Source organism: Helicobacter labetoulli (genome assembly GCF_003670275.1).
Taxonomy (GTDB): domain Bacteria; phylum Campylobacterota; class Campylobacteria; order Campylobacterales; family Helicobacteraceae; genus Helicobacter_C; species Helicobacter_C labetoulli.
In genome coordinates, this window is the sequence record NZ_QXJF01000003.1 from 62,757 (window position 1) to 83,637 (window position 20,881).

At 39.5% G+C, this 20,881-nt stretch carries 21 protein-coding genes; 16 read left to right on the top strand and 5 right to left on the bottom strand.

Annotation, left to right across the window (positions count from 1 at the left end; translation table 11 throughout):
• Window positions 1-35 precede the first annotated feature (35 nt).
• Genes EBF12_RS01765 through ribE form a run of 3 tightly spaced genes read right to left on the bottom strand, consistent with a single transcriptional unit; the run spans window position 36 to window position 2,124 of the window.
• A complete protein-coding gene (locus tag EBF12_RS01765; RefSeq protein ID WP_244196304.1) occupies window positions 36-1,202 on the bottom strand; it encodes an ABC transporter permease in 1,167 nt (388 codons plus the stop codon).
• A complete protein-coding gene (locus EBF12_RS01770; protein ID WP_121726135.1) occupies window positions 1,202-1,480 on the bottom strand; it encodes an EscU/YscU/HrcU family type III secretion system export apparatus switch protein in 279 nt (92 codons plus the stop codon). Before EBF12_RS01770 ends, EBF12_RS01765 begins: the two co-directional genes overlap by 1 nt.
• Before the next feature lie 8 nt (window positions 1,481-1,488).
• On the bottom strand, window positions 1,489-2,124 hold the full coding sequence (gene ribE / locus EBF12_RS01775) for a riboflavin synthase (protein ID WP_121726136.1): 636 nt from the start codon (window positions 2,122-2,124) through the stop codon (window positions 1,489-1,491).
• A gap of 123 nt (window positions 2,125-2,247) precedes the next feature.
• Between ribE and EBF12_RS01780 the strand changes: the two genes are divergently transcribed.
• From EBF12_RS01780 to EBF12_RS01855, 16 genes are all read left to right on the top strand, one after another.
• Window positions 2,248-3,057 (top strand): TatD family hydrolase, encoded by an 810-nt coding sequence (locus tag EBF12_RS01780; RefSeq protein WP_121726213.1) that lies wholly within the window; start codon window positions 2,248-2,250, stop codon window positions 3,055-3,057.
• Window positions 3,045-4,154 (top strand): lytic transglycosylase domain-containing protein, encoded by a 1,110-nt coding sequence (locus EBF12_RS01785; protein ID WP_121726137.1) that lies wholly within the window; start codon window positions 3,045-3,047, stop codon window positions 4,152-4,154. Before EBF12_RS01780 ends, EBF12_RS01785 begins: the two co-directional genes overlap by 13 nt.
• Before the next feature lie 70 nt (window positions 4,155-4,224).
• Window positions 4,225-5,088: a septal ring lytic transglycosylase RlpA family protein gene (locus EBF12_RS01790; RefSeq protein WP_415579799.1), complete on the top strand. Its 864-nt coding sequence runs from the start codon at window positions 4,225-4,227 to the stop codon at window positions 5,086-5,088.
• Window positions 5,089-5,131: 43 nt separating this feature from the next.
• Window positions 5,132-5,731 carry an imidazoleglycerol-phosphate dehydratase HisB gene (gene hisB, locus EBF12_RS01795; protein WP_121726214.1) on the top strand — a complete coding sequence of 200 codons (600 nt, stop codon included), beginning with the start codon at window positions 5,132-5,134 and terminating at the stop codon, window positions 5,729-5,731.
• Window positions 5,728-6,222, top strand: coding sequence for a KdsC family phosphatase (locus tag EBF12_RS01800; protein WP_121726139.1), 495 nt, complete (start codon window positions 5,728-5,730; stop codon window positions 6,220-6,222). The genes hisB and EBF12_RS01800 overlap by 4 nt, the downstream gene beginning before the upstream one ends.
• The gene (locus tag EBF12_RS01805) at window positions 6,203-6,739 is read left to right on the top strand and encodes a hypothetical protein (RefSeq protein ID WP_121726140.1); all 537 of its coding nucleotides are present in this window, start codon (window positions 6,203-6,205) and stop codon (window positions 6,737-6,739) included. The genes EBF12_RS01800 and EBF12_RS01805 overlap by 20 nt, the downstream gene beginning before the upstream one ends.
• Window positions 6,736-7,218 carry a lipopolysaccharide transport periplasmic protein LptA gene (lptA, locus tag EBF12_RS01810; RefSeq protein WP_121726141.1) on the top strand — a complete coding sequence of 161 codons (483 nt, stop codon included), beginning with the start codon at window positions 6,736-6,738 and terminating at the stop codon, window positions 7,216-7,218. The genes EBF12_RS01805 and lptA overlap by 4 nt, the downstream gene beginning before the upstream one ends.
• On the top strand, window positions 7,218-7,922 hold the full coding sequence (yihA, locus tag EBF12_RS01815; protein WP_121726142.1) for a ribosome biogenesis GTP-binding protein YihA/YsxC: 705 nt from the start codon (window positions 7,218-7,220) through the stop codon (window positions 7,920-7,922). Before lptA ends, yihA begins: the two co-directional genes overlap by 1 nt.
• A complete protein-coding gene (locus tag EBF12_RS01820; RefSeq protein ID WP_121726143.1) occupies window positions 7,912-8,382 on the top strand; it encodes an N-acetyltransferase in 471 nt (156 codons plus the stop codon). Before yihA ends, EBF12_RS01820 begins: the two co-directional genes overlap by 11 nt.
• Entirely contained in the window at window positions 8,328-8,798 is a 471-nt protein-coding gene (locus EBF12_RS01825) for a hypothetical protein (protein WP_244196305.1), read from the top strand. The genes EBF12_RS01820 and EBF12_RS01825 overlap by 55 nt, the downstream gene beginning before the upstream one ends.
• Window positions 8,795-10,582 carry a penicillin-binding protein 2 gene (gene mrdA, locus EBF12_RS01830; protein ID WP_121726145.1) on the top strand — a complete coding sequence of 596 codons (1,788 nt, stop codon included), beginning with the start codon at window positions 8,795-8,797 and terminating at the stop codon, window positions 10,580-10,582. The genes EBF12_RS01825 and mrdA overlap by 4 nt, the downstream gene beginning before the upstream one ends.
• 34 nt (window positions 10,583-10,616) lie before the next feature.
• Window positions 10,617-11,606, top strand: a complete 990-nt coding sequence (gene pseB, locus EBF12_RS01835) for a UDP-N-acetylglucosamine 4,6-dehydratase (inverting) (protein ID WP_121726215.1) — start codon at window positions 10,617-10,619, stop codon at window positions 11,604-11,606.
• A 74-nt stretch (window positions 11,607-11,680) separates the two neighbouring features.
• Entirely contained in the window at window positions 11,681-12,172 is a 492-nt protein-coding gene (gene ftnA, locus EBF12_RS01840) for a non-heme ferritin (RefSeq protein WP_002955919.1), read from the top strand.
• 52 nt (window positions 12,173-12,224) lie between these two features.
• Window positions 12,225-13,460 (top strand): bifunctional phosphopantothenoylcysteine decarboxylase/phosphopantothenate--cysteine ligase CoaBC, encoded by a 1,236-nt coding sequence (gene coaBC / locus EBF12_RS01845; protein ID WP_121726146.1) that lies wholly within the window; start codon window positions 12,225-12,227, stop codon window positions 13,458-13,460.
• Window positions 13,460-14,185, top strand: a complete 726-nt coding sequence (locus tag EBF12_RS01850) for a hypothetical protein (protein ID WP_121726147.1) — start codon at window positions 13,460-13,462, stop codon at window positions 14,183-14,185. The genes coaBC and EBF12_RS01850 overlap by 1 nt, the downstream gene beginning before the upstream one ends.
• A 20-nt stretch (window positions 14,186-14,205) precedes the next feature.
• Entirely contained in the window at window positions 14,206-17,595 is a 3,390-nt protein-coding gene (locus EBF12_RS01855) for an FAD-binding and (Fe-S)-binding domain-containing protein (RefSeq protein WP_244196306.1), read from the top strand.
• Window positions 17,596-17,688: 93 nt separating this feature from the next.
• Here the strand turns inward: EBF12_RS01855 and polA are convergent, their stop codons facing one another.
• Window positions 17,689-20,409: a DNA polymerase I gene (gene polA, locus EBF12_RS01860; RefSeq protein WP_121726148.1), complete on the bottom strand. Its 2,721-nt coding sequence runs from the start codon at window positions 20,407-20,409 to the stop codon at window positions 17,689-17,691.
• Window positions 20,410-20,518: 109 nt separating this feature from the next.
• The gene (locus tag EBF12_RS01865; protein ID WP_121726149.1) at window positions 20,519-20,878 is read right to left on the bottom strand and encodes a hypothetical protein; all 360 of its coding nucleotides are present in this window, start codon (window positions 20,876-20,878) and stop codon (window positions 20,519-20,521) included.
• Window positions 20,879-20,881 lie beyond the last annotated feature (3 nt).

Sequence of the window (20,881 nt, forward strand, 5' to 3'; positions counted from 1 at the left end):
AAAGCGATAGAATAGGCAATTGAGTTTGTTTTATATCAATCCACACGCATCTCTCTTTTGCGGTAGATGAGGATTCCAAGGCTTAGGAAAAGTAAAAAGGGCAGTAATTCACACATTGTTTTAAACGCATTTAGAAAACTCACATCATAGTTTGCTATCTGCACATAGAGCTTCAAATAATGGCTAATAGGCAAAATGATGTGCCAAAAACTTGCAAAATTCCCCATAGAATTTACCGGAAAAGTAAGCCCCGCAAACGCAAAGCTAGGCGCACAATAAATCGCCGCTACTGCCAAAGCCCGTGTATGGTCTCGCAAGAGCGCATAAGCAAAAACGCCTACACTAGAATAAGCCAAAATTGTTAGCAAAGCCCCGATGTAGAGTGTGATATAACTCCCGTGAAAACTAAAATCAAGGAAGTGAAAAAATAGCATCATCACGCCCCACCAAAATGAAAAGATTCCCGCATAGGCAAAAACTTTGGTAAGGATATATAATCGTGCGTGGATTCCATCTGGCATTTGGGATTTTTTGCCTTTGACAAAGCCCACATTAGCTTCATCTCTAGCCAAAGAGTTAATCACGCATAAAATCACAAGCATAATAAGTGAGCAAGGCAGAATCCCTGTGAGCAGGAATTGTGCGTAGCTGTTATTAATGTTATAAAGTGGGGTGATTTGCATAAGGATAGGAGAGCTTTTTGCTAAAGCCGCATCAATATTATGCGTTTGGATAAGGTTTTTGCCAAGCTTTGCTTTGACATTGCTTGTTAAAATAAGCTGCTTAAAAGCCCCTTCAATAGACTTTGCCACAAGCATAAGCTGGGCGTTATAATAGATGGGAATTTCAGTCAAAATACCCTTTTTGCTATGAGATTGTAAGCCTTTTGGAAAAACAACAATCGCATAAATCTGTGTGCTACTCATATCATCTTTGGCTTCACTTAAGCTAGAGTAGCTCCGTGTAACGCTAATAGCAGGAATAGCAGAGAGATTGCGTGTAAGCTCTTGGCTTAAAGGCGTTTTGTCTAAATCCACCACGCCAATGGGAGCAGAACGCACAAAGCTTTGAGAAAACACCGCCCATACAAAAAGCCCCAAAAGCAAGGGTGCAAGGGTGCAAAGAAAGAGTGAAAATCTATCATTTAAAAAGCCGTAAAATTCCCGCTTAAAGAAGTTTAAAAATGGTGTGAGATACTTCATTATGATATATCCTTGCTTAATTGAGCGTTTTTCTCACATTGCAAAAGCCATACAAACACTTCCACCACGGCATTATACATTTCAGGCGGAATATGTGAATCTAGCGGGATTTGTAGTAGTGATTGCACAAGCATAGGGTTGCAAAATAATGGCACATCAAATTCTTTTGCTTTAGCGATAATCTTTAAGGCAAGGTCATTTTGCCCTTTTGCCACCACACGCGGAGCATTATTAGATTCTGAATTATAGGCTAGGGCTACGGCTTTTTTATCTCTCACTTGCATTCCTAATAATTAAGATTCATCATATCAATATCACGCCAAGAAAGAGTAGTATTTTTACCTTTTTTTCTCATTATATTCCGCAGGGTGCTAACAACACTACGCGTAATGACATCAGATTCTATATTGACTTTTCTACCGACTTTATATTCCCCAAAAAGTGTATTTTTCAGCGTATGCGGGATAATAGTAAGCTTAAAGCCCTTTTGATTTGAATCTACAATCGTTAGGCTTATACCATCAACACATACCGATCCTTTAGGTATCATAAGCTCAAGCATCGCAGAATCTGCTTGGATAAAAAAATCACTTGAATCTGCATTGTGTGTAATGTGACTAATTGTGCCTATGCCATCAATATGCCCTTGCACAATATGTCCATCAAATCTATCCCCAAGGCTTAGAGCTGGTTCTAAATGCACTTTAGCATTTGGGGTAAAATGTTCAATAGCGATATGCTCTTGCGTATGCTTACTTAGCTCCATTGTAACCCCCCCTTGAAAAAATGCAATAGCCGTTAGACACGCCCCATTAATCGCAATAGAATCCCCAAGCTTTGCTTGATAGTCAGTATAGATTTCAAGCGTATTGTTAGCAAAGCTTTTTACCCTTGCAATTTCACGCACTAGTCCGCTAAACATTAAGCTCCTTATTGTTTGTAAAGATATTTATGCTAGAATCTCGCCTTTTATTCTAACATAAATCTAGCACAAATAAACAAATTAAAGGATTGCGGATAAAGGGTTATAATGAGTATTCCATATATGATAGACACGCATTGCCATTTAGATTCTACAAGCTTTGATGCAGATTTAGATTCTGTGATTCAAAGGGCATTTTCGCACAATGTTAAAAAAATCATTATTCCCGGAGCGGATATTCACACCTTGCCAAAAGCTAGAGAAATAGCTCATAAATATGAGGGTGTGTATTTTGCCGCTGGGGTGCATCCAAATGATATTGCTGATTTTGATCTGCCTACATTGCAAGAATATGTCAAAGATAAAAAGTGTATCGCTATTGGGGAATGTGGGCTGGATTATTACCGCTTGGCAGAATCTGTTGAAGCCAAACAAGAAAATAGTGAAGGGAGCATTGAGGAGATAAAGCTAAGGCAAAAAGAAGTCTTTATCGCTCAAATAGAACTTGCCTTGAGCTTAGATAAACCACTTGTCGTGCATATCAGGGAGGCAAGTAATGATAGCTTTGAGATTTTGCAAAGCTATAAAAACGCTAGAGGTGTGTTGCATTGCTATAATGCAGATAGAATCTTGCTTGGCTTAAGCCAAAGATTCTATTATGGCATTGGTGGGGTTTGCACTTTTAAGAATGCAAGGCGACTGATTGAAGCCCTGCCACTTATCCCAAAGGAACGCATTGTGCTTGAGACTGACGCACCCTACCTTACCCCACACCCACATCGTGGGGAACGCAATGAGCCTTATTATATTCCGCTGATTATGGCAAAACTCGCAAATGTGCTTGAGATGAGCCAAGATGAAGTGATTGCCACAAGCACGAGTAATGCGGAGAATCTTTTTAGAGAACTAAAGGAGTATAAATGCGATTTGTAAAGATTCTTATTTTGTGTGCAATGCTCCCTTATGTAGCCTGTGCCACAGAAGATGACTTTTATACAATGACTTATAATAAAAATACAAATATTTTAAATTCATTTGGTGTGCATACAAGCTTTATGACAGCCATTGCCGATGATGAAAAGGCTCAAAGGATTAGAGATAGATGGCAGTATTTTGTGCAGAGATTTGCTCAAAGCTATGAGTTTATCCCAACACTTAGAAATATGATTGCCAAAGAGCAGATTCCACAGGAGTTTCTTTTTTTAGCTATGGCTGAATCTGAATTTACGCTCAATGCCAAAAGCTCAAAAAAAGCCATAGGGATTTGGCAGATTATGCCAGCCACAGCAAGGGGCTTGGGGCTAGAGATAAATGAATACATTGATGAGCGTAAAGATCCTATTAAAAGCACGCAAGCAGCGACAAAATACCTTAAATATCTCTATGAATCCACAGGGGAATGGTATCTTGCGGCAATGGCGTATAACTGCGGTTTGGGGCGGTTAAAAAGGGGCATTGAAGAAGCTGGTGGTGATACAAGCATTGAAACACTGCTTGATGATGAGGCACAATATATCCCTGCTGAGACGCGTAACTATATCCGCACAATTCTAGCGATGAGCCTACTTTTTAACGATGTGGATTTTTTAAAAGCTCAAAATGCGGATTACTTGCTTAATCGTGGTGCGACAGATAGCATTGCAAATGTTGATGTTAAAGGTGGCATATCGCTAAGTGCTATTGCTAAGAGTGCAAAGATTCCATTAAGTGAGTTGCAAAAGTATAATCGCCACTTTACACGCTCTTTTCTCCCGCCGGGCAACAAACGCTATAATGTCTATCTTCCCTATGATAGTCTCCGCACATTTAAGCAAAATTTTAATGAAAAGCATCACGCTGAATCTGTGTTTGTTACACATATTGTGCAAAAGGGCGAGAGCCTTAGTACCATTGCAAGAAACTACAAGATTCCACTAAGTGAGCTTAAAGCACTCAATAATATCAAGGGCTCACATATAAGCATTAATCAAGAGCTGACTATCCCTAAGCTTAAGGGCAAAACTGCTACAATTGCTGCAAAAGATAAATAGCTGGGCGATAAGGTAGCCAATGATAAATAAAAGGAGAAGTATGAAATTTTCTTATGTTGTATGGGTTTATATCTTTGCTGGATTGTGTCTTTTAGGCTGTGTGGAGAAAAATGCAGAGTGGAGTGAAAGTGGCACAAAAGCTAAAGGCTTTAATGATAGCTTTGATGATTTAGATGCTTTTAATCAAGGCATAACACCAAATATCGGCGGCAACTCTATGCGAGAATCTCCAGCCATTCAAGAAGCGACAATGCGTCCTTATCAAGTTGCTGGGAAGTGGTATTACCCCGAGAAAGTGAGCCTTGGTGATAAATTTGATGGATATGCAAGCTGGTATGGTCCGGACTTTCACGCGAAAAAAACTTCTAATGGTGAAACTTACAATATGCACGCTCACACCGCCGCACACAAGACTTTCCCTATGAATACGGTTGTAAAAGTGCTTAATGTTGAAAACGGCAAAAGCACGATTGTGCGAATTAATGATAGAGGTCCTTTTGTGGAAGGACGGATTATTGATTTAAGCAATGCTGCAGCTCACGATATTGATATGGTAAAAGTTGGCACAGCAAAGGTGAGATTAGAGGTCATCGGCTTTGGTGGTGTGATTAACAAAGACAATAAACAAGAAGCACAAAATGTGCAAAGTGATGATGTACTAAGCAATGAGTTTAAGGTAGATAACACACCAAAATCGGTAAGTGGTGGGGCATTTGCTATCCAAGTGGGAGCATTTAGACGCAAAGAGGGCGCACAAGTTACCCAAGAGCGATTTTCACATATGCCACCTTATCAAAGCACGATTCAGGAATTTGAGCTAGATGGCGCACCTATTTATCGTGTATTTTTAAGAGGCTTTCAAAGCGAACAGGAAGCGAGAGATTTTTTAAAGAAAAATACACAGATTCAAGGGGGATTTTTTATCCGTGATTAGAATCTAGTGTATTGATACTTTAAAAGGAGCAGGGGCTATGGAGATGCAAACACAATGTGTAGAATTGGCACGAAAGACAAAAGAGACAGATATTACTTTATCTTTGAATCTTTATGGTAGCGGGAATGTGGAGATTCAAAGTGGCATAGGCTTTTTTAATCATATGCTTGAATCTTTAGGCAAACATAGCCTTATGGATATAAAGCTTACTTGCAAGGGCGATTTAGATGTTGATGGACATCATAGCATAGAGGATTGTGGCATACTCTTAGGCAAGGCTTTAAATCAAGCGATTTATCCGGCGGTGGGTATTGAGCGATTTGGCAATGCAAGTGTGGTAATGGACGAAGCGTGTGTGGAGTGCGATATTGATGTAAGCAATCGCGGATTCTTGCTTTTTGATACTCACGCGTATAAATTGCCATTTAAAGGAATGGTTGGGGGCTTTGATGTGGAACTCACAGAAGAGTTTTTTAGGGCATTATGCTTGAATGCTGGACTAAGTGTGCATATCGTGCTAAAGCGAGGGAAAAACCTGCATCATATCATAGAGGCGATGTTTAAGGCTTTTGCAGTGAGCTTTAGACGCGCTATGAATACAAATCCTAGAATCTCCATACCTTCAACAAAGGGGACATTATGATAAAGCTGCTTGTATTTGATGTTGATGGCACACTAAGTGATGGCAAGGTCTATTATTCACAATCAGGTGAACAGCTAAAAAGCTTTGATATACGCGATGGATTAGCCATTAATGTGTGGAATAGACGCTTAAATTATCAAAGCGCCATTATCACAGGGCGAGAATCTCAAATGGTGAGAAAACGAGCACACGAGCTAGGGATTGAACATATTTTTATGGGGATAGAAAACAAGGGCGAGGTGCTTATGGAACTTCTTGCTAAGCTTAATCTTCAAGCAAGTGAAGTGGCGTGTATAGGTGATGATTTGAATGATTTGAGTATGTTTAGAATCTGCCAAAAAGCCTATATGCCAAAAAATGGAGCAAAGGCATTAAAAAAATATGCCTATAAAGTTTTAAAATCTCGCGGTGGCGATGGGGCTGTGCGTGAGATGATAGAAGATGTATTAAAGCTTAATGGGGACAAAAAGCTTGAAAAATATTTCTTATAGAATCTATGGATTTTTTTTCGCACTTTTATGCTTTAGCTTAAGCAGTATGGTGTTTTTTACACAAGATAACGACTTGCACAAAGCCATTGGCAAGGAAGTGCCAAATCTTGAGATGACAAATTTTACACTCTATATGCTTACTCCTAAGTATTGTCAAGCCATATCGGAAGGAACTTTGGCAATGCGGTTTGAAAATAGAGAGGAATTATATGAGCTATTTATCCATCAAAGGAATAATAAACTCAATGAATACCTCTATGCTCCTTATGTGCTAAGCAAAAATAGAATCTATACCTTTTCTCAAGGGGCGGATTATCTACGGCTAGATGGGCTAAGCTTTTGGAGTAAATGGGGTGTGTATGATTACAATAAACGCATTTTTCAAGGCAAGGAGGACTTTATCCTGCGTAATAACACCACAACAGCCACAGGGCAGAATATTTTTTATGATTCTGTTACAGAGGAAGTTAAGGCAGATACTTTCAAAGCAGATATTATCATAGGGAATAAATTATGAGTAGATATATATTAAAATTTATACTTATGCTGTTTTTGTGCGTGTATGCGTGGGGGGAAGAGGAGCTTTTGCAAGTGAGTGCAAAAAACTTCCAAAGTGATATGAAAAAAGGCATTACAGAGCTTAATGGCGAAGTTGTCGTAACAAAGGGCGGGGATACGCTATGGGCAGATAAAGTTATTATAGAAACGGATAAGAAAAATCGCCCACAAAAATATACAGCCATAGGCAATGTAAGATTCCATACCAAAATGCCTGACAAAGAGATGAAAGGCAAAGCAAAAAAAGCAATTTATGATGTAGGTAAAGATGAATATCAGCTCATTGATAATGCAATGATTGAAGAAATAGGTAAAAAAAACACCATCAAAGGCAATGTCATTGTGTTTAATCCAAAAACCCAAGAAGCCTCAATCAAAGGATCAAATCAAAAGCCCGGTGTGATTACCTTTATCATTGAAGACAAAAAGCAAGAATAATGACACAGAATCTAAGGGAAGCAAGGAGGCAAGATTCACCTAAACATCTTACGCAAAATGGAATACAGATTCTAGAATCTACTTTTATCACAAGTGCCACACACCCTAAAAATGCTCCCTCGCCCTATACTTCTGAAATTGTATTTCTAGGACGCAGCAATGTAGGCAAAAGCTCACTTATTAATGCCCTGCTTAATGCCCCATTAGCCAAAAGCTCTTCAACTCCGGGAAAAACGCAACTTATTAATTTTTTCTCTTCACTATGGCTAAAAGAAAATCAAAAAATACCGCTAAGTTTTGTGGATTTACCCGGATTTGGCTATGCAAAAGTGAGTAAAAGCATTAAAAAAGAATGGGAGAAGAATCTGCTTGATTTTTTGCTTTCACGGCAATCTATCAAGCTGTTTTTGCATTTGGTAGATTCTCGCCATATAGATTTGGATATTGACAGAAGTGTGGGGGAATTCTTACAAGAGATTTGCAAGGGCGATCAAGGAATTTTAAGAATCTATACAAAAGCTGATAAGCTCAAGCAAAATGCTCTAAGCTCCTTGCAACACAAACTCAATCAAAAAAATCTCACAGATTCAAAAACGCAAAGCTATGTGTGTAGCATCACTGCTCAAAGTCATAAGATGACTTCAATTCCCGCTCTGCGTGAGAGAATCTTAGACTTTACTTTGGGGGTAGAAAATGGAGTTTGAATTTATAAAGCCTACACTAGCTGACATTAAAGAAATGCGTGAAGTTGTAAGCCAAGAGGTAAAAAATGGTGTGATTCTGGAAAGAAGCGAAGATGAAATGGCAAACACAATCCGCTCCTACATCGTAGCAAAAGATAAGCAAAGTGGGGAGATTGCGGGATTTTGTGCGTTATATGTATATTCAGTGAGTTTGGCTGAAGTGCGGTCTTTGGTGGTTAAAGATTCTTTTCGTGGCTTTGGGCTTGGGAGTGAGCTAGTAACAAGAGCGTTGCAAGAGGGAAAAGAACTTGGGATTCAAGAAGTGCTTGTTTTGACATATAAAGCGAAGTTGTTCCAAAAGCTAGGTTTTGCTATAATAGAAAAATCACTTTTACCAAATCACAAAATATGGGCGGATTGTATCAAATGCAAACATTTTCCAATATGCGACGAAGTGGCTCTTATAAACAAACTCTCTTAGGCGTTGCTCTTTTTATTGGGCTATATGCTTATGAGAGCCTAGCAAGTATGACAATATGGCTTCCACCGCTTATTGGCGTGTGTTTGGGGCTATTTATGAAATTTGATAAAGAGGATAGATTCTATTCTTTTATGGCATTACTCTTTGGTGTAGCTCTTATAGAATCTGAAAACAATCTACCTATGGGTATGCTTTTAGGACTATTTGTATTCCTTGCGCTTTTGGTTGTCCCAAGTATTCAAACATTTCTTAATACACCAAAATTTGCCAAAGCAAGCTATGTTGCTCTAGCTTATTTGGGATTATATATCGTGGCTATGATTCTTGATATAGCCACAGGGAGCAGCATTACACCACCTTTTTTTATTATGCTGTATTATGTAGCGATTGAAATTGTAATAGTGATGTTTCTATGATGAGTTTGCGTTATAAATTTCTTATCATCTTTTTTGTTATTGTGTGGCTTGTTATCTGTATGCGTTTATTTGTGATTAATATCATTAATCACGAGTATTATGAAAAATTTGCTGAAAAAAATGCCATACGCACGGAAGTATTGCTGCCTATGCGAGGGCTTATCCTTGATAGAAACAACGAGCCTTTGGCGATTAATGAAATAGGCTTTTCCATCTCACTTATTCCCAAGATTCGCAATAAGCAAGTCATAGAATCTGCGGTAGATAAAATTGTCTCTTTTCTCCCAAATCTTAACAAAGAAGAACTCATAGAAACATACAAAAAAAATAATCACGCCTATAATCACGCTCCAGTTGAGCTAGTAAGCTTTGTGCCGTATGCTCAAATGCTTAATGTCTATGCGTATTTGAAACGCTCTTCAGCTATCATTATCAAAGCTAATAGCAAGCGTCTTTATCCTAATGAAAGTGCGGCTTCACATGTGATTGGCTATGTGGCAAAGGCAAATGATAATGATATACAAAAAAATCCTCTTTCACAATACAGCAAAGTCATAGGCAAAGATGGCATTGAAAAAACCTACAATACATATTTGCAAGGTGAAGCAGGATATAGAAAATCACAAATCAACTCTTTGTATAAGCAAGTGCAGCTTTTGCAAGAAGATGATGTGCTAAAACGCAATGATTTGCGCCTCTCGCTTGATTTAAAACTGCAAGAAAGCATTGATAGAGATTTTAGCTTTCACTCTGGAGCGGTGATTGTGATGAATGTCCATAATGGCGAGATTCTAGCTGCTGGGAGCTATCCGGAGTATAATATCAATCTCTTTGTTGATGGGATTAGTCATAAAAATTGGCAAGAGCTTACAGAAAATATACATAAACCTCTCATCAACAAGCTTGTTTATGGACGCTATCCACCCGGCTCGGTTATTAAAATGGGTATGGTTTTGGCATTCTTAGAGTTTGCTGGGATTACAGAGCATAGTGTCATTCAAACACCGCCCTACATAGAGTTTGGTAATCGTAAATTCCGCGACTGGAAGGCTTCAGGACACGGAAGCTCTGATGCAATAAAGGCGATTAGAGAATCTGTTGATGTGTATTTTTACACGCTTTCTCAAAAAGCAGGTATTGAAAATATGGTAAGTGTGCTAAACCAAATGGGTATAGGCGAACTCACCGGTATTGATATTCCAAATGAAGTTGCAGGGATTCTGCCTAGCCCAGAGTGGAAGCTCCGCCGATATGGGGAGCAATGGTATGGTGGCGATACGATTATCACTTCTATTGGGCAGGGTTATTTTCTCTCAACCCCTATGCAAATCGCAAGATACACCGCCCTTATTGCTTCAGGCAAGCTTGTAACACCACATTTTGCAAAAGATTTTAATGCTAAACCTGCCGTCTTTGAATCTAAAGATGTCTTAAGTGAATTTCAAAAATCCAAACTTGATGTGATAAGAAAGGGAATGTATCAAGTCTGCTCTATCCCGGGTGGAACGGCGTATTTTCGCACACAAGGGACAAAAGTAAAACTTGCGTGTAAAACCGGAACCGCTCAAGTTGTCGGGATTCCACAAGATATTCAAAAGCGTGCAAGAGAAGCAGATATGGAGTATTTTCACCGCTCTCATTCGTGGATTACTGCGTTTTTGCCTTATGAGAATCCACAATATGCGGTAACAATTCTTATTGAACACGGCGGAAGTGGGGGGAATGGAGGACCATTGCTTGTAAAAATTGCCAACAAGCTTAAAGAGTTGGGCTATGTTAAATAAGGTAGATAATAAAGTAGGTAAAAAAGGAGAATCTATGCTAGAGAATAAAGTTATTTTAATCACCGGAGGCACGGGGAGCTTTGGAAAAAAATTTGTTGAAAAAGTCTTAAAAGAGCATAATCCCAAAAAGATTATTGTATATAGTCGCGATGAATTGAAGCAATATGAAATGGCACAGATTTTTAACGATAAAAGAATGCGGTATTTTATCGGCGATGTGCGGGATAAAAGCCGCCTTGAAGTGGCGTTAAATGGTGTGGATATTTGTATCCACGCTGCTGCCTTAAAACACGTGCCAATTGCCGAATACAATCCTATGGAGTGCATTAAAACCAATATTGATGGAGCAAGTAATGTGATAAGTGCGTGCCTAAGCAATAATGTCAAACACATCATCGCTTTAAGCACGGATAAGGCGGCAAATCCCATTAATCTCTATGGTGCGACAAAGCTGTGTTCGGATAAGCTTTTTGTAACCGCAAACAATATCAAGGGGAGCAAAGATTCTAAATTTAGCGTTGTGCGTTATGGCAATGTGATAGGCTCTCGTGGCTCTGTTGTGCCATTTTTTCGAAAGCTTATGCGTGAAGGGGCAAAAGAGCTGCCTATCACTGATGAGCGTATGAGTAGGTTTTTTATCACACTAGAATCGGGCGTGGAGTTTGTGCTACAAAGTTTAGAGCGAATGCACGGAGGAGAGATTTTTATCCCTAAGATTCCAAGTGTGAAAATTACACAATTAGCCCACGCCATAGCACCAAATCTAACACATAAAATCATCGGCATACGCCCCGGAGAAAAGCTCCACGAAGTAATGGTGCCAAAAGATGATTCTCATTTGTGCATTGAATTTGATAAATTTTTTATCATCGCGCCAACGATTAATTTTCAAACCCCTATTGATTATCACACAACACGCAAAGGCGAGAAGGGCAAAGAGGTAGAATCTGGCTTTGAGTATAGCAGCGAGAGTAATTCTTGGTGGCTTGACAATGATGAAATTCTCAAAATTATTCAAAAATGATAAAATTTTAAGCAATTTATTAGAAAATACAAAATACAATTTCGTGTTTTTAAATTCTCATTAAAGGAGTCAAAATGATTAAGACAGAAATTGTAAAAATGCTCAATGAGCAAATCGCAAAAGAAATGTATGCGGCAAACTTGTATTTAAGTATGAGTTCTTGGTGCTATGAAAACAGCTTTGATGGTGCGGGGCTATTCCTTTTCCAACACGCTGATGAAGAAAGCGGACACGCCAAAAGACTTATCACTTATTTAAATGAAACAGATTCTAAAGTGAGTATTGCTCAAATCACCGCTCCTGAATCTAGCTTTAGCGGATTGCTTGATGTGTTTGAAAAAACTTACGCACACGAGCAAAAAATTACGCAGTCCATTAATGAGCTTGTGGATTTTACTTTGCAAAGCAAGGACTATGCGACTTTCAACTTCTTGCAATGGTATGTGAGCGAGCAGCACGAGGAAGAAGCACTCTTTAGAGGTATTGTTGATAAGATTAAGCTCATTGGTTCAAATGGCGATGGTCCTTACCTTGCAGATAGATTTATCAAAGAACTCTCAAAATAACTAAAAAATAAGCTCTCTTGTGCTAGATTCTCTAGCACACAAAGGAGAGTGAATGCAACATATTTTCCACAACAAAAATATTCTTATTCTTATAAGTGGCTCAATCGCCGTGTATAAAATGCTTGAGTGTATCTCACAGCTTAAAAAATACAATGCTAATATCAAGGTTGTAATGAGTGAAGAATCTTGCAAATTTGTTACGCCTTTAAGCTTTGAAGCAATGAGCGGGAATCTTGTCTTAACCGAACATAATCAATCGTGGTATAATCAATCAAGTGCTACAAATGGAGCAAATCACATTACTTATGCAAAATGGGCGGATATTGTCCTTGTAGCACCTGCGAGTGCAAATACCATTGCTAAAATCGCTTGTGGTATAGCGGATAATGTCTTACTCACAACACTTTTAGCCACAAGTGCCAAAAAATTTATTGCTCCTGCGATGAATACGACTATGCTTTGCTCTCCACAAACCCAACGCAACATTACAACACTTAAAAATCTTGGCTTTGAGTGTATAGAATCTCACTCAAGCCTCTTAGCGTGTGGGGAAGTGGGAGATGGGGCATTAGCGGAGATTGATGAGATTATTTTTAGGTTAGCTCGTGGGCTACATACAAATGTATTTTGGCAGGATAGGGAGGTTGTCATTACAGGTGGTGGATCAAAAGAGAGTATTGATGAAGTGCGATTTATCTCAAATCATAGCAGTGGCAAACAAGCAAGTGCATTAGCTATTGCACTCTATACGCTTGGGGCAAAGGTGAGTTTGCTTTCAAGCGTTTTTCCTACCACTTTGCCAAAGCATATTACACAGATTAAAGCACAAAGTGTTACAGATTTTAACCATAAGATTCACGAGCTGATACACAATGCAGAATCCAAACCCTTTGTTTTTATGACTGCAGCCTTGGCAGATTATGCGCCAAAGCCACAAAAAAATAAACTTAAAAAAGAGCAGGTGGGCGATATACTCACATTGCAATGTTTCAAAACACAAGATGTTCTTGCCTCAATTCCACCAGAATCTGCATATAAAATAGGCTTTAAAGCAGAAATTGATGAGAGCAATGCCAAGCATTACGCAAAAGCTATGCTAGATTCTAAACAATGCGATATGGTGTGCCTTAATGTCATAGGCACACACAACCCTTTTGGTGCAGATAACAACACGATAAACATTTTTACACACGATTTTACTCAAAGTCTCAATGGTTCAAAACTTGAAGTCGCCTTTGGCATAGCTAAAGCTTGTGAAAGTCTCAAAATACCGCCAAAGATGAGCTAATGATACAAAAAATTGCCAATCTCACAAAAGCCCTAAAAGCCTCTAGCCCCACGACATACAATGCTACCTTGCCTATGCTGATTAAAGTTTTAGCTCAAACAAAAGGAGATACCTATCTCTTGCAGGTAGGATCTAAGCAGATTCAAAGTAAAAGCCATAAAGAGCTTGTTATCGGGCAGAAGTATTGGGGTGAAATGGGCAAAAGCTCTCTAGGGCATATCACTTTAAAGAATCTTATTTTGCAGCCTCATATTTTAGAATCTTTTAGCAAAGCTCCCTTGCAGTTTAGTTTGCAGGATTTACAGGAATTAGGGGAGCAAAAGGATATATTTGAAGGATTTAAAGACTTTTTAAGTCAAAAATTAGCTACTTCTCAAAGCAAGGAAGAGTTTTTATTTTTAAGTAATCTCCTGCTTGGGCTAAAAAGTGGGGTATTAAATCTTACTATCACTGAAAAGAATGAGATTTTACAAATGAAAAGATTAGGGGCAAATACGATGCGTTTTAGTGCGATAATGCCTTCCCTTGGGATTATTGAAGGTGAGATTAGCATTACAAAAGGTGGTAATGCCTTAAGCCTTAAAGTGATGTATGAAAGCACAAAGGCTTTGCTGGAAAAAAATCTTTCACTCCTTAAAGGCTTTAAGTTAAGTAAAATCACGCTAGATTCTAGCCTTAAGCCTTTGTATGAGTTTAAGGAAAGTTTGCTTGATGTGCGAGGCTAAAACAACCAAAAGGAGTGTAAATGACAATGCGATATAGAGACTTTGAAGGCTTTATAGCAGAGGCAAAAGAGCATTTTAAGGATAGAATCTATACAGATTATCTCCGCCGATTTGCTTATGGGATTGATGCCTCTTGCTATGCGTATGTGCCGCGCGTAGTGATTAGAGCGGTAAATGAGAGTGAGATCATCACGCTTTTTGCATTAAGTCAAAAGCACAATACCCCGCTTACCTTTAGAGCCGCAGGGACGAGTTTAAGCGGACAGGCGTGTAGTGATTCTGTGCTTGTCTTAGCCAATGCGTTTTGGCAGGATATTGAGATTATAGGCAATGCGGAGAGCATAAAATGTAGCTGTGGGGTGATTGGCGTAGAAGCAAATGAAGCCCTGAAACCTTATGGCAAAAAGATAGGACCAGATCCAGCGACTATTAATAACGCAATGATTGGTGGAATCTTTTCAAACAACTCTAGCGGTATGTGTTGTGGGGTGAAGCAAAATAGCTACAACACCATAAAATCCGCACGATTTATCCTGCATAATGGCACGATCCTTGATACAAGTAAGAATGCCAAGCCTAGTGAAAACATAGAATCCTTTTTACAAAAGCATAAAGATAAGGCAGATGCACTTCTAGCATTGCGTGAAGAGATTCTGAAAGACACAGAGCTTTGCAAACTCATTAAGCGAAAGTTTGCTATCAAAAATACAACCGGTTATAGTATCAATGCCCTGCTAGATTTTGATGAAATTAAAGACATCATTAATCATCTTTTTATCGGTGCGGAGGGGACTTTGGGCTTTGTCTCTCAAGTAGAGTATGAATGCGTGGAAGATTATGCTTACAAAGCGTGTGCGTTGCTTTTTTATGAAAATTTAGCTCTTGGGGCAAAGGCAGTGGAGATTCTAGCAAGGAATGAAAGCCTTGTGAGTGCAGCGGAGATTATGGACTATGCGTGTTTGGATTCTGCTAAAAGTTTAGAAAACGCCCCTAGTGAGCTAGAGAAAATACAAAATGGGGCTTGTGCGATTTTGGTGCAATTAGAATCTAGCACACAAAAAGAGCTAGATTCTAAAATCGCTCATATAAGCCACGAGCTAGAATCTGTGCCAAGCCTTTTTGGCGTGCATTTTAGCAGTGATGAAAAAACTATGGCATCTTGGTGGAAAATCCGCAAAGCCCTTTTGCCCTTAGCGGCTGGGACTCGCCCAAGTGGGAGTATCGTCATCACTGAAGATATTTGCTTCCCTATCCACACTTTCGCACAAGGCATAGATTCTATTATCAAGCTTTTTGAAAAGTTTCATTTTCAAGGCATTATCTTTGGACACGCATTGAGTGGGAATGTGCATTTTATCATCACGCCAAATCTCAATGATGAAAAGGAGAGTCAAGCATTTGGGGCGTTTATGGAAGCGATGGTAGATTCTGTCATTGCCTTGCAGGGTAGCACAAAGGCAGAGCACGGCACAGGGCGAATGATAGCGCCATTTGTAGAAAAAGAGTGGGGAGCTAAAGCGTATAGTATAAATCGCAGGATAAAAGAGATTTTTGACCCAAACTCTCTTATAAACCCCGATGTTATCATCAGCGATAATCCCCAAATCCACACGCAAAATCTCAAGCAAAGCAGCGAAGTAGAAGACTTTATCAATCAATGTATGGAATGTGGATTTTGCGAAAAGGTTTGCCCTAGCAGAGAGCTAACTTTGACACCAAGACAGAGAATAGCCGTGCGAAAAGAAATCGCAAGGCTAGAGGCTTTGCTTAGTGGGGCGGATTCTATGGTTTCTAAAAGCGTTATAGAATCTAGTGCGGAGACACGAGGCGAAGCAATCGCTGATTTAAGAGCCAAGCCACAAAAATCAATCACTACAAATGCGGAAGGATTTTGCGATGATTTTGGGAGTTTTCAAGGTGGAGGCGAAGGGAGTTTGCTAAAGGCAAATGACCGAGCCGACACCGCAGAATCTGCCAAAAACACGCAAAAGCCAACGCATATAAAAGCAATACTAAAAGAGTTAAAACAGGGCTATCAATACTTTGGCATCGACACCTGTGCCACCTGCTCTATGTGCTCCCTCTCCTGTCCGCTAGAAATTGATAGTGCTAAAATCGCACAAAAGCTAAGCCCTAGCACAAAGGGTGCAGTCTCTTTCTTCATAGCAACTCAAAGTGCCAAGCACTTTAGCCCCACACTTAGCCTTGCTAAAGGGGGCTTACATATCGCAAACTTTGGCTTTACAATCTTTGGCAAAAACACGCTAAATACCCTAAGCAAAAAGATGAGATTTTTACCCTATATCCCACGCTCACTACCTAGGGCAAATGCCTACAAGCTAGAATCTAAACTAGATTCTACAAGCGATACACAATCTAGCCAAATATCTGTCATATATTTTAGCACCTGTATCAATCGTTCCTTTGCTCCACAATCACATCTGCAAGATACAAGAGCTTTGCAAGAAGTCTTTGAATCTTTATGTAAAAAGGCTAGTGTAAGCGTGGAATATCCGCATAATCTCAAGAATCTTTGCTGCGGCAAGGCGTATAAAGACTATCCGCAAAGTGCGGAGCTTAAACGCAAAGAAGTGTATAGGGCATTAGATTCTAGTGTGGAAAAGCTACGGAGCAAGGGTGCAAAGCAAATCCATATCGTGTGCGATCATAGCGCGTGTAGCTATGAGCTAAAAAGCGGATTACAAGAGCTAGATTCTACTCTCACTATTTTAGATATGCCCGAATTTATAGAATCCACTCTTTTGCCAAGGCTTACTATCACGCCTTTAGATGAGGATATTGCGCTTTATGCGATGTGTGCGACAAGAAAAGGCAAATGGGACAAATCCCTAGAATCCATTGCCAAAACTTGCACAAATGGCGAAGTCATTATGCATTCTAAAACACAATGCTGTGGCTTTGCAGGGAATAAGGGCTTTATCTGCAGTGAGCTTAATGCTTCAGCATTGCGGGAGTTAAGTGAGTTTTACGCAAACAAACAAAAAAGGGATTCTAGAGGGGATTCAGCTTGCGGGCTAGAATCGCGGATTGCTTCATCTCGCGGCGTTGATAGACCTCTAGTCTTATCTGCCTTGCGAGATTCGCAAAACAAGGAATACCGCTCGGCGTTAGCCGATGTTTCTTTAGAAAACCACGATTCTAGCTCCACAATCTTAGAATCCCAAATGGAAAGTGAAAAAATAGATTCTAACTTAGAATCTAAAAAACGATCCGCCACGCAAAACATTGCTCCAAACCACGCACAAGGACAAAGGGGTAAAAAACAAAAACTACGACTTGGCTTTTCAAGCTCTAGCACTTGTGAGATAGGACTAAATGACAAGACACATATTATTTGGCAAAATCTACTCTATCTTGTGGATTCTGTGAGTGCAAGCAAAAATATGTAAGCAAGGCAAAAGGCTTTAACTTAAGCTCTGCCTTTAATGATAGACATTTTGCTATTTGCTTAAAGCTTGATACATATTTTATATACAAAGCGGTTACTTTAGCTCTGCCCAGTTTGTGCCAATGGCGATACCGCATTTGAGCGGCACTTCAAGCTTATAAATGGTATTCATAATATGTGCCACTTCATTAGCATAGCTTTCTGCCTTCTCACTTGGAGCTTCAAAAATCAGCTCATCATGCACCTGCAAAAGCATTTTTAAATCACTCTTTGCATATTGCTTGTGAATCTCGCACATTGAAAGCTTGATTAAGTCCGCCGCACTGCCTTGAAAGATAGAGTTTATCCCCTCACGCAAGAAGTTTGCCCTCATAAAATCAGTAGCCCTTTTAAAATCAAAATAGCGTCTATGCCCCAAAAGCGTTTGAGAATAGCCATTTTCAAGCAAAAATTCCTCCTGTGCGTTCAAAAAGTCCTTAATCGTGGGGAAGAGTGCAAAATAGCTTTGAATGTATTCCTTAGCCTGTTTGAGTGGAATCTGCAGGGTTTGAGAGAGCTTTTTACTTCCCATACCATAGATAAGCCCAAAGTTAATGCTCTTAGCAATAAAGCGTTTTTGCGTGGCTTCCTGCTCCCCAAAAAGTCTAGCAGCAGTTTCAAAGTGAATATCCTTATCCTGCATAAAAGATTCTACAAGCGAGGGGTCTTTGCAAAAATGTGCCAAAAGTCGCAGTTCAATTTGTGAATAATCAATGCTAATAAGGCTATGTCCTTCTTTGCTGATGAATGCTTGGCGGATTTTACGCCCTTCTTCTGTGCGCACAGGGATATTTTGGAGATTTGGAGATTTGGAGCTAAGGCGTCCTGTGGCAGTGCCATTTTGTAAAAATGAAGTGTGGATTCTACGCTGTGCATTTGCCTTGCCAAGTCGCAAAAGTGGCTCAATATAGGTGCTTTTTAGCTTATTGCTCTCTCTATAATCTAAAATCAGCTCAATCACGGGGTGGCTATCAATAATGGCTAGAAGCGTTTTCTCATCAGTGCTTAAGCCCCCTTTCACACTTCGCCCGGGCTTTAAGCCAAGCTTGTCAAATAAGATATGGGCGAGTTGTTGAGGGGAGTTAAGATTAAAGGTCTCTCCGCATAAATCATAGATTTTTTGAGTAAGCTCGGCAATATGCTCACTTGATTTTTCTTTGAGAATCTCCAAAAACTCTATATCTACTTGAATCCCCTCTAGTTCCATATCCATAAGCACTTTGATGAAAGGATATTCAAGATTCTCTGCAAGATTGAGTATCCCGCCCCATTCTCGCTTGTAAAACTCATCTTCCAAGCGATGATAAAGCTTGAAAGTCGCAGCAGCATCTTCAGCAGCGTATTGTGTAGCGGTGGCGATATTCACTTGTGAGAAATTCTCCCCCTTTGGCACAACACTATCAAAGCTAATCATTGCGTGATTAAACCACTTAAGCATTTGCTTATCAAGTCCCACAGGTGCGATACTATCATAGAGCCAGCTCAAAATCATACTATCATAAATCTTGCCCATATGCTCTAAGGAAAGTGTGCGGTAAATAAGGCTTAGGTCAAATTTGAGATTATGCCCGATAAGTGGGTGAGTAAAGATTCTGCTAATGGCACTTTTGGCTTCTTGCAAATTTAGTTGATTACCCACGCCCAAATATCTATGCCCCACAGGCACATAATAGGCATTGTTCCCATCAAAGCAAAATGAAAAGCCCACAAGTTGTGCCTCTTGCAAATCAAGGTTATCGCTCTCACAGTCAAAGCCCATTCTTGCCCCCTGTGGAATAGAATCTAGCACAGATTCTACAGATGCCAAAGTATCAAGCAAATGCGGGGTAAAGCTAAAGGCTTGGCTATCTTTTATGGGGACTTGCAGTGAGCCAATGGAGCGTTGGGCTGATTTTTTTTGCGTATAGCGTTCGTATGGGGATTGAATCTTAGAGATAATGTTTTTAAGCTCATATTCTTTTAGCTCATCAAGAATCTTAAGCATAGGGTTAGATTCTGGCATTAGGCATTTGCTTAGGTCAATATTATCAAGCAAATCATCATAGAGCGTTACAAGTTTTTTGCTTAAAAAAGCATTGTCTTTGCCCTCTTTAATGAGCTTGGCAATTCTTGGTGTGGTTACAGATTCTATCTCATCAGCTCGTGCATACAGCGATTCTATACTGTCAAAGCATTGGATAAGCTTTTGAGCGGATTTTGCCCCTATGCCTTTTACGCCCATTACATTATCACTGCTATCGCCCACAAGGCTTTGATAATCAATAAAATTTTTGGGATAAACGCCATATTTTTGAAGGCATTGAGCTTGTCTAATGTCTTTTTTGCCGATAGGATCATAGATATAAGTATTTTCATCAATAAGCTGATATAAATCTTTATCGTGGCTTATGATTCTTACTGCGATATTTTGTGTGTTGGCGACTTTGTTGATTGAGGCGATGACATCATCGGCTTCATAGCCTTCAATACTGATATTTAAAAACCCCATTTTTTCAATCCATTTAATTGCAATGGGGAGCTGCAAACGCAATTCTTCTGGAGGCGATTGGCGATTGGCTTTATACTCACTATAAATATCTCTCCTTTTGTTTTTGCCCCCACCTTCTAAAGCAAAAACAATATGAGTGCAAGAGGGGTCTTTATATAATGACTGCAAAAGGTTGCAAAAGCCTACAAGTAGCCCTGTGGGGAATCCTTGTGAATTTTTAAGCGGAGGGAGGGCATAGAAACTACGAAAGAAAAATCCAAAAGTATCAATAACACTAAGAGTATTCATACAAACGCCTTTTGTGAAATAATGAAAATTTTAGCTGATTAATATCCTTTTTTCTTAAATGCTTTTAAAACTTTAAATACACACAAGATTCAAATGAAGTTCCTAGCCACTAAGGCACAAGGATATGACGCCTTGTGATACGCACGAGATTATTGCTTGCTGGGTGGATAACTTTGCCGTGAATGTCAAGCAAAATGTTGCCATTATCAAGGCGTGTAAGATGTGTGCGGAAGTGATAGGGGGAAAATTCAAACTCTTGATTAGCACATTGTGTCATATCTTTTTGCCTTAAACACATTAGAGCCATTTGCTTTGCACTTTGAGCGTGAAGCCTTAGCTGTGTCTTAGCATATACACGCGAGATTGTTTGTGAAGTATGATAATTTTGCTGAAGATAAAACGCACAAGCCAGACCAACAGAGATGATAAACAGCACCGCATAAAGCATATAAAATCCGCTATGTTTCATCGC

Excerpts from the sequence above, each read along its gene's own strand:
- EBF12_RS01765 (WP_244196304.1), bottom strand. The coding sequence starts at position 1,202 with ATGAAGTATCTCACACCATTTTTAAACTTCTTTAAGCGGGAATTTTAC.
- ribE (WP_121726136.1), bottom strand. The coding sequence starts at position 2,124 with ATGTTTAGCGGACTAGTGCGTGAAATTGCAAGGGTAAAAAGCTTTGCT.
- EBF12_RS01780 (WP_121726213.1), top strand. The coding sequence starts at position 2,248 with ATGATAGACACGCATTGCCATTTAGATTCTACAAGCTTTGATGCAGAT.
- EBF12_RS01785 (WP_121726137.1), top strand. The coding sequence starts at position 3,045 with ATGCGATTTGTAAAGATTCTTATTTTGTGTGCAATGCTCCCTTATGTA.
- hisB (WP_121726214.1), top strand. The coding sequence starts at position 5,132 with ATGCAAACACAATGTGTAGAATTGGCACGAAAGACAAAAGAGACAGAT.
- EBF12_RS01800 (WP_121726139.1), top strand. The coding sequence starts at position 5,728 with ATGATAAAGCTGCTTGTATTTGATGTTGATGGCACACTAAGTGATGGC.
- lptA (WP_121726141.1), top strand. The coding sequence starts at position 6,736 with ATGAGTAGATATATATTAAAATTTATACTTATGCTGTTTTTGTGCGTG.
- yihA (WP_121726142.1), top strand. The coding sequence starts at position 7,218 with ATGACACAGAATCTAAGGGAAGCAAGGAGGCAAGATTCACCTAAACAT.
- EBF12_RS01820 (WP_121726143.1), top strand. The coding sequence starts at position 7,912 with ATGGAGTTTGAATTTATAAAGCCTACACTAGCTGACATTAAAGAAATG.
- EBF12_RS01825 (WP_244196305.1), top strand. The coding sequence starts at position 8,328 with ATGCAAACATTTTCCAATATGCGACGAAGTGGCTCTTATAAACAAACT.
- mrdA (WP_121726145.1), top strand. The coding sequence starts at position 8,795 with ATGATGAGTTTGCGTTATAAATTTCTTATCATCTTTTTTGTTATTGTG.
- pseB (WP_121726215.1), top strand. The coding sequence starts at position 10,617 with ATGCTAGAGAATAAAGTTATTTTAATCACCGGAGGCACGGGGAGCTTT.
- ftnA (WP_002955919.1), top strand. The coding sequence starts at position 11,681 with ATGATTAAGACAGAAATTGTAAAAATGCTCAATGAGCAAATCGCAAAA.
- coaBC (WP_121726146.1), top strand. The coding sequence starts at position 12,225 with ATGCAACATATTTTCCACAACAAAAATATTCTTATTCTTATAAGTGGC.
- EBF12_RS01850 (WP_121726147.1), top strand. The coding sequence starts at position 13,460 with ATGATACAAAAAATTGCCAATCTCACAAAAGCCCTAAAAGCCTCTAGC.
- EBF12_RS01855 (WP_244196306.1), top strand. The coding sequence starts at position 14,206 with ATGACAATGCGATATAGAGACTTTGAAGGCTTTATAGCAGAGGCAAAA.
- polA (WP_121726148.1), bottom strand. The coding sequence starts at position 20,409 with ATGAATACTCTTAGTGTTATTGATACTTTTGGATTTTTCTTTCGTAGT.
- EBF12_RS01865 (WP_121726149.1), bottom strand. The coding sequence starts at position 20,878 with ATGAAACATAGCGGATTTTATATGCTTTATGCGGTGCTGTTTATCATC.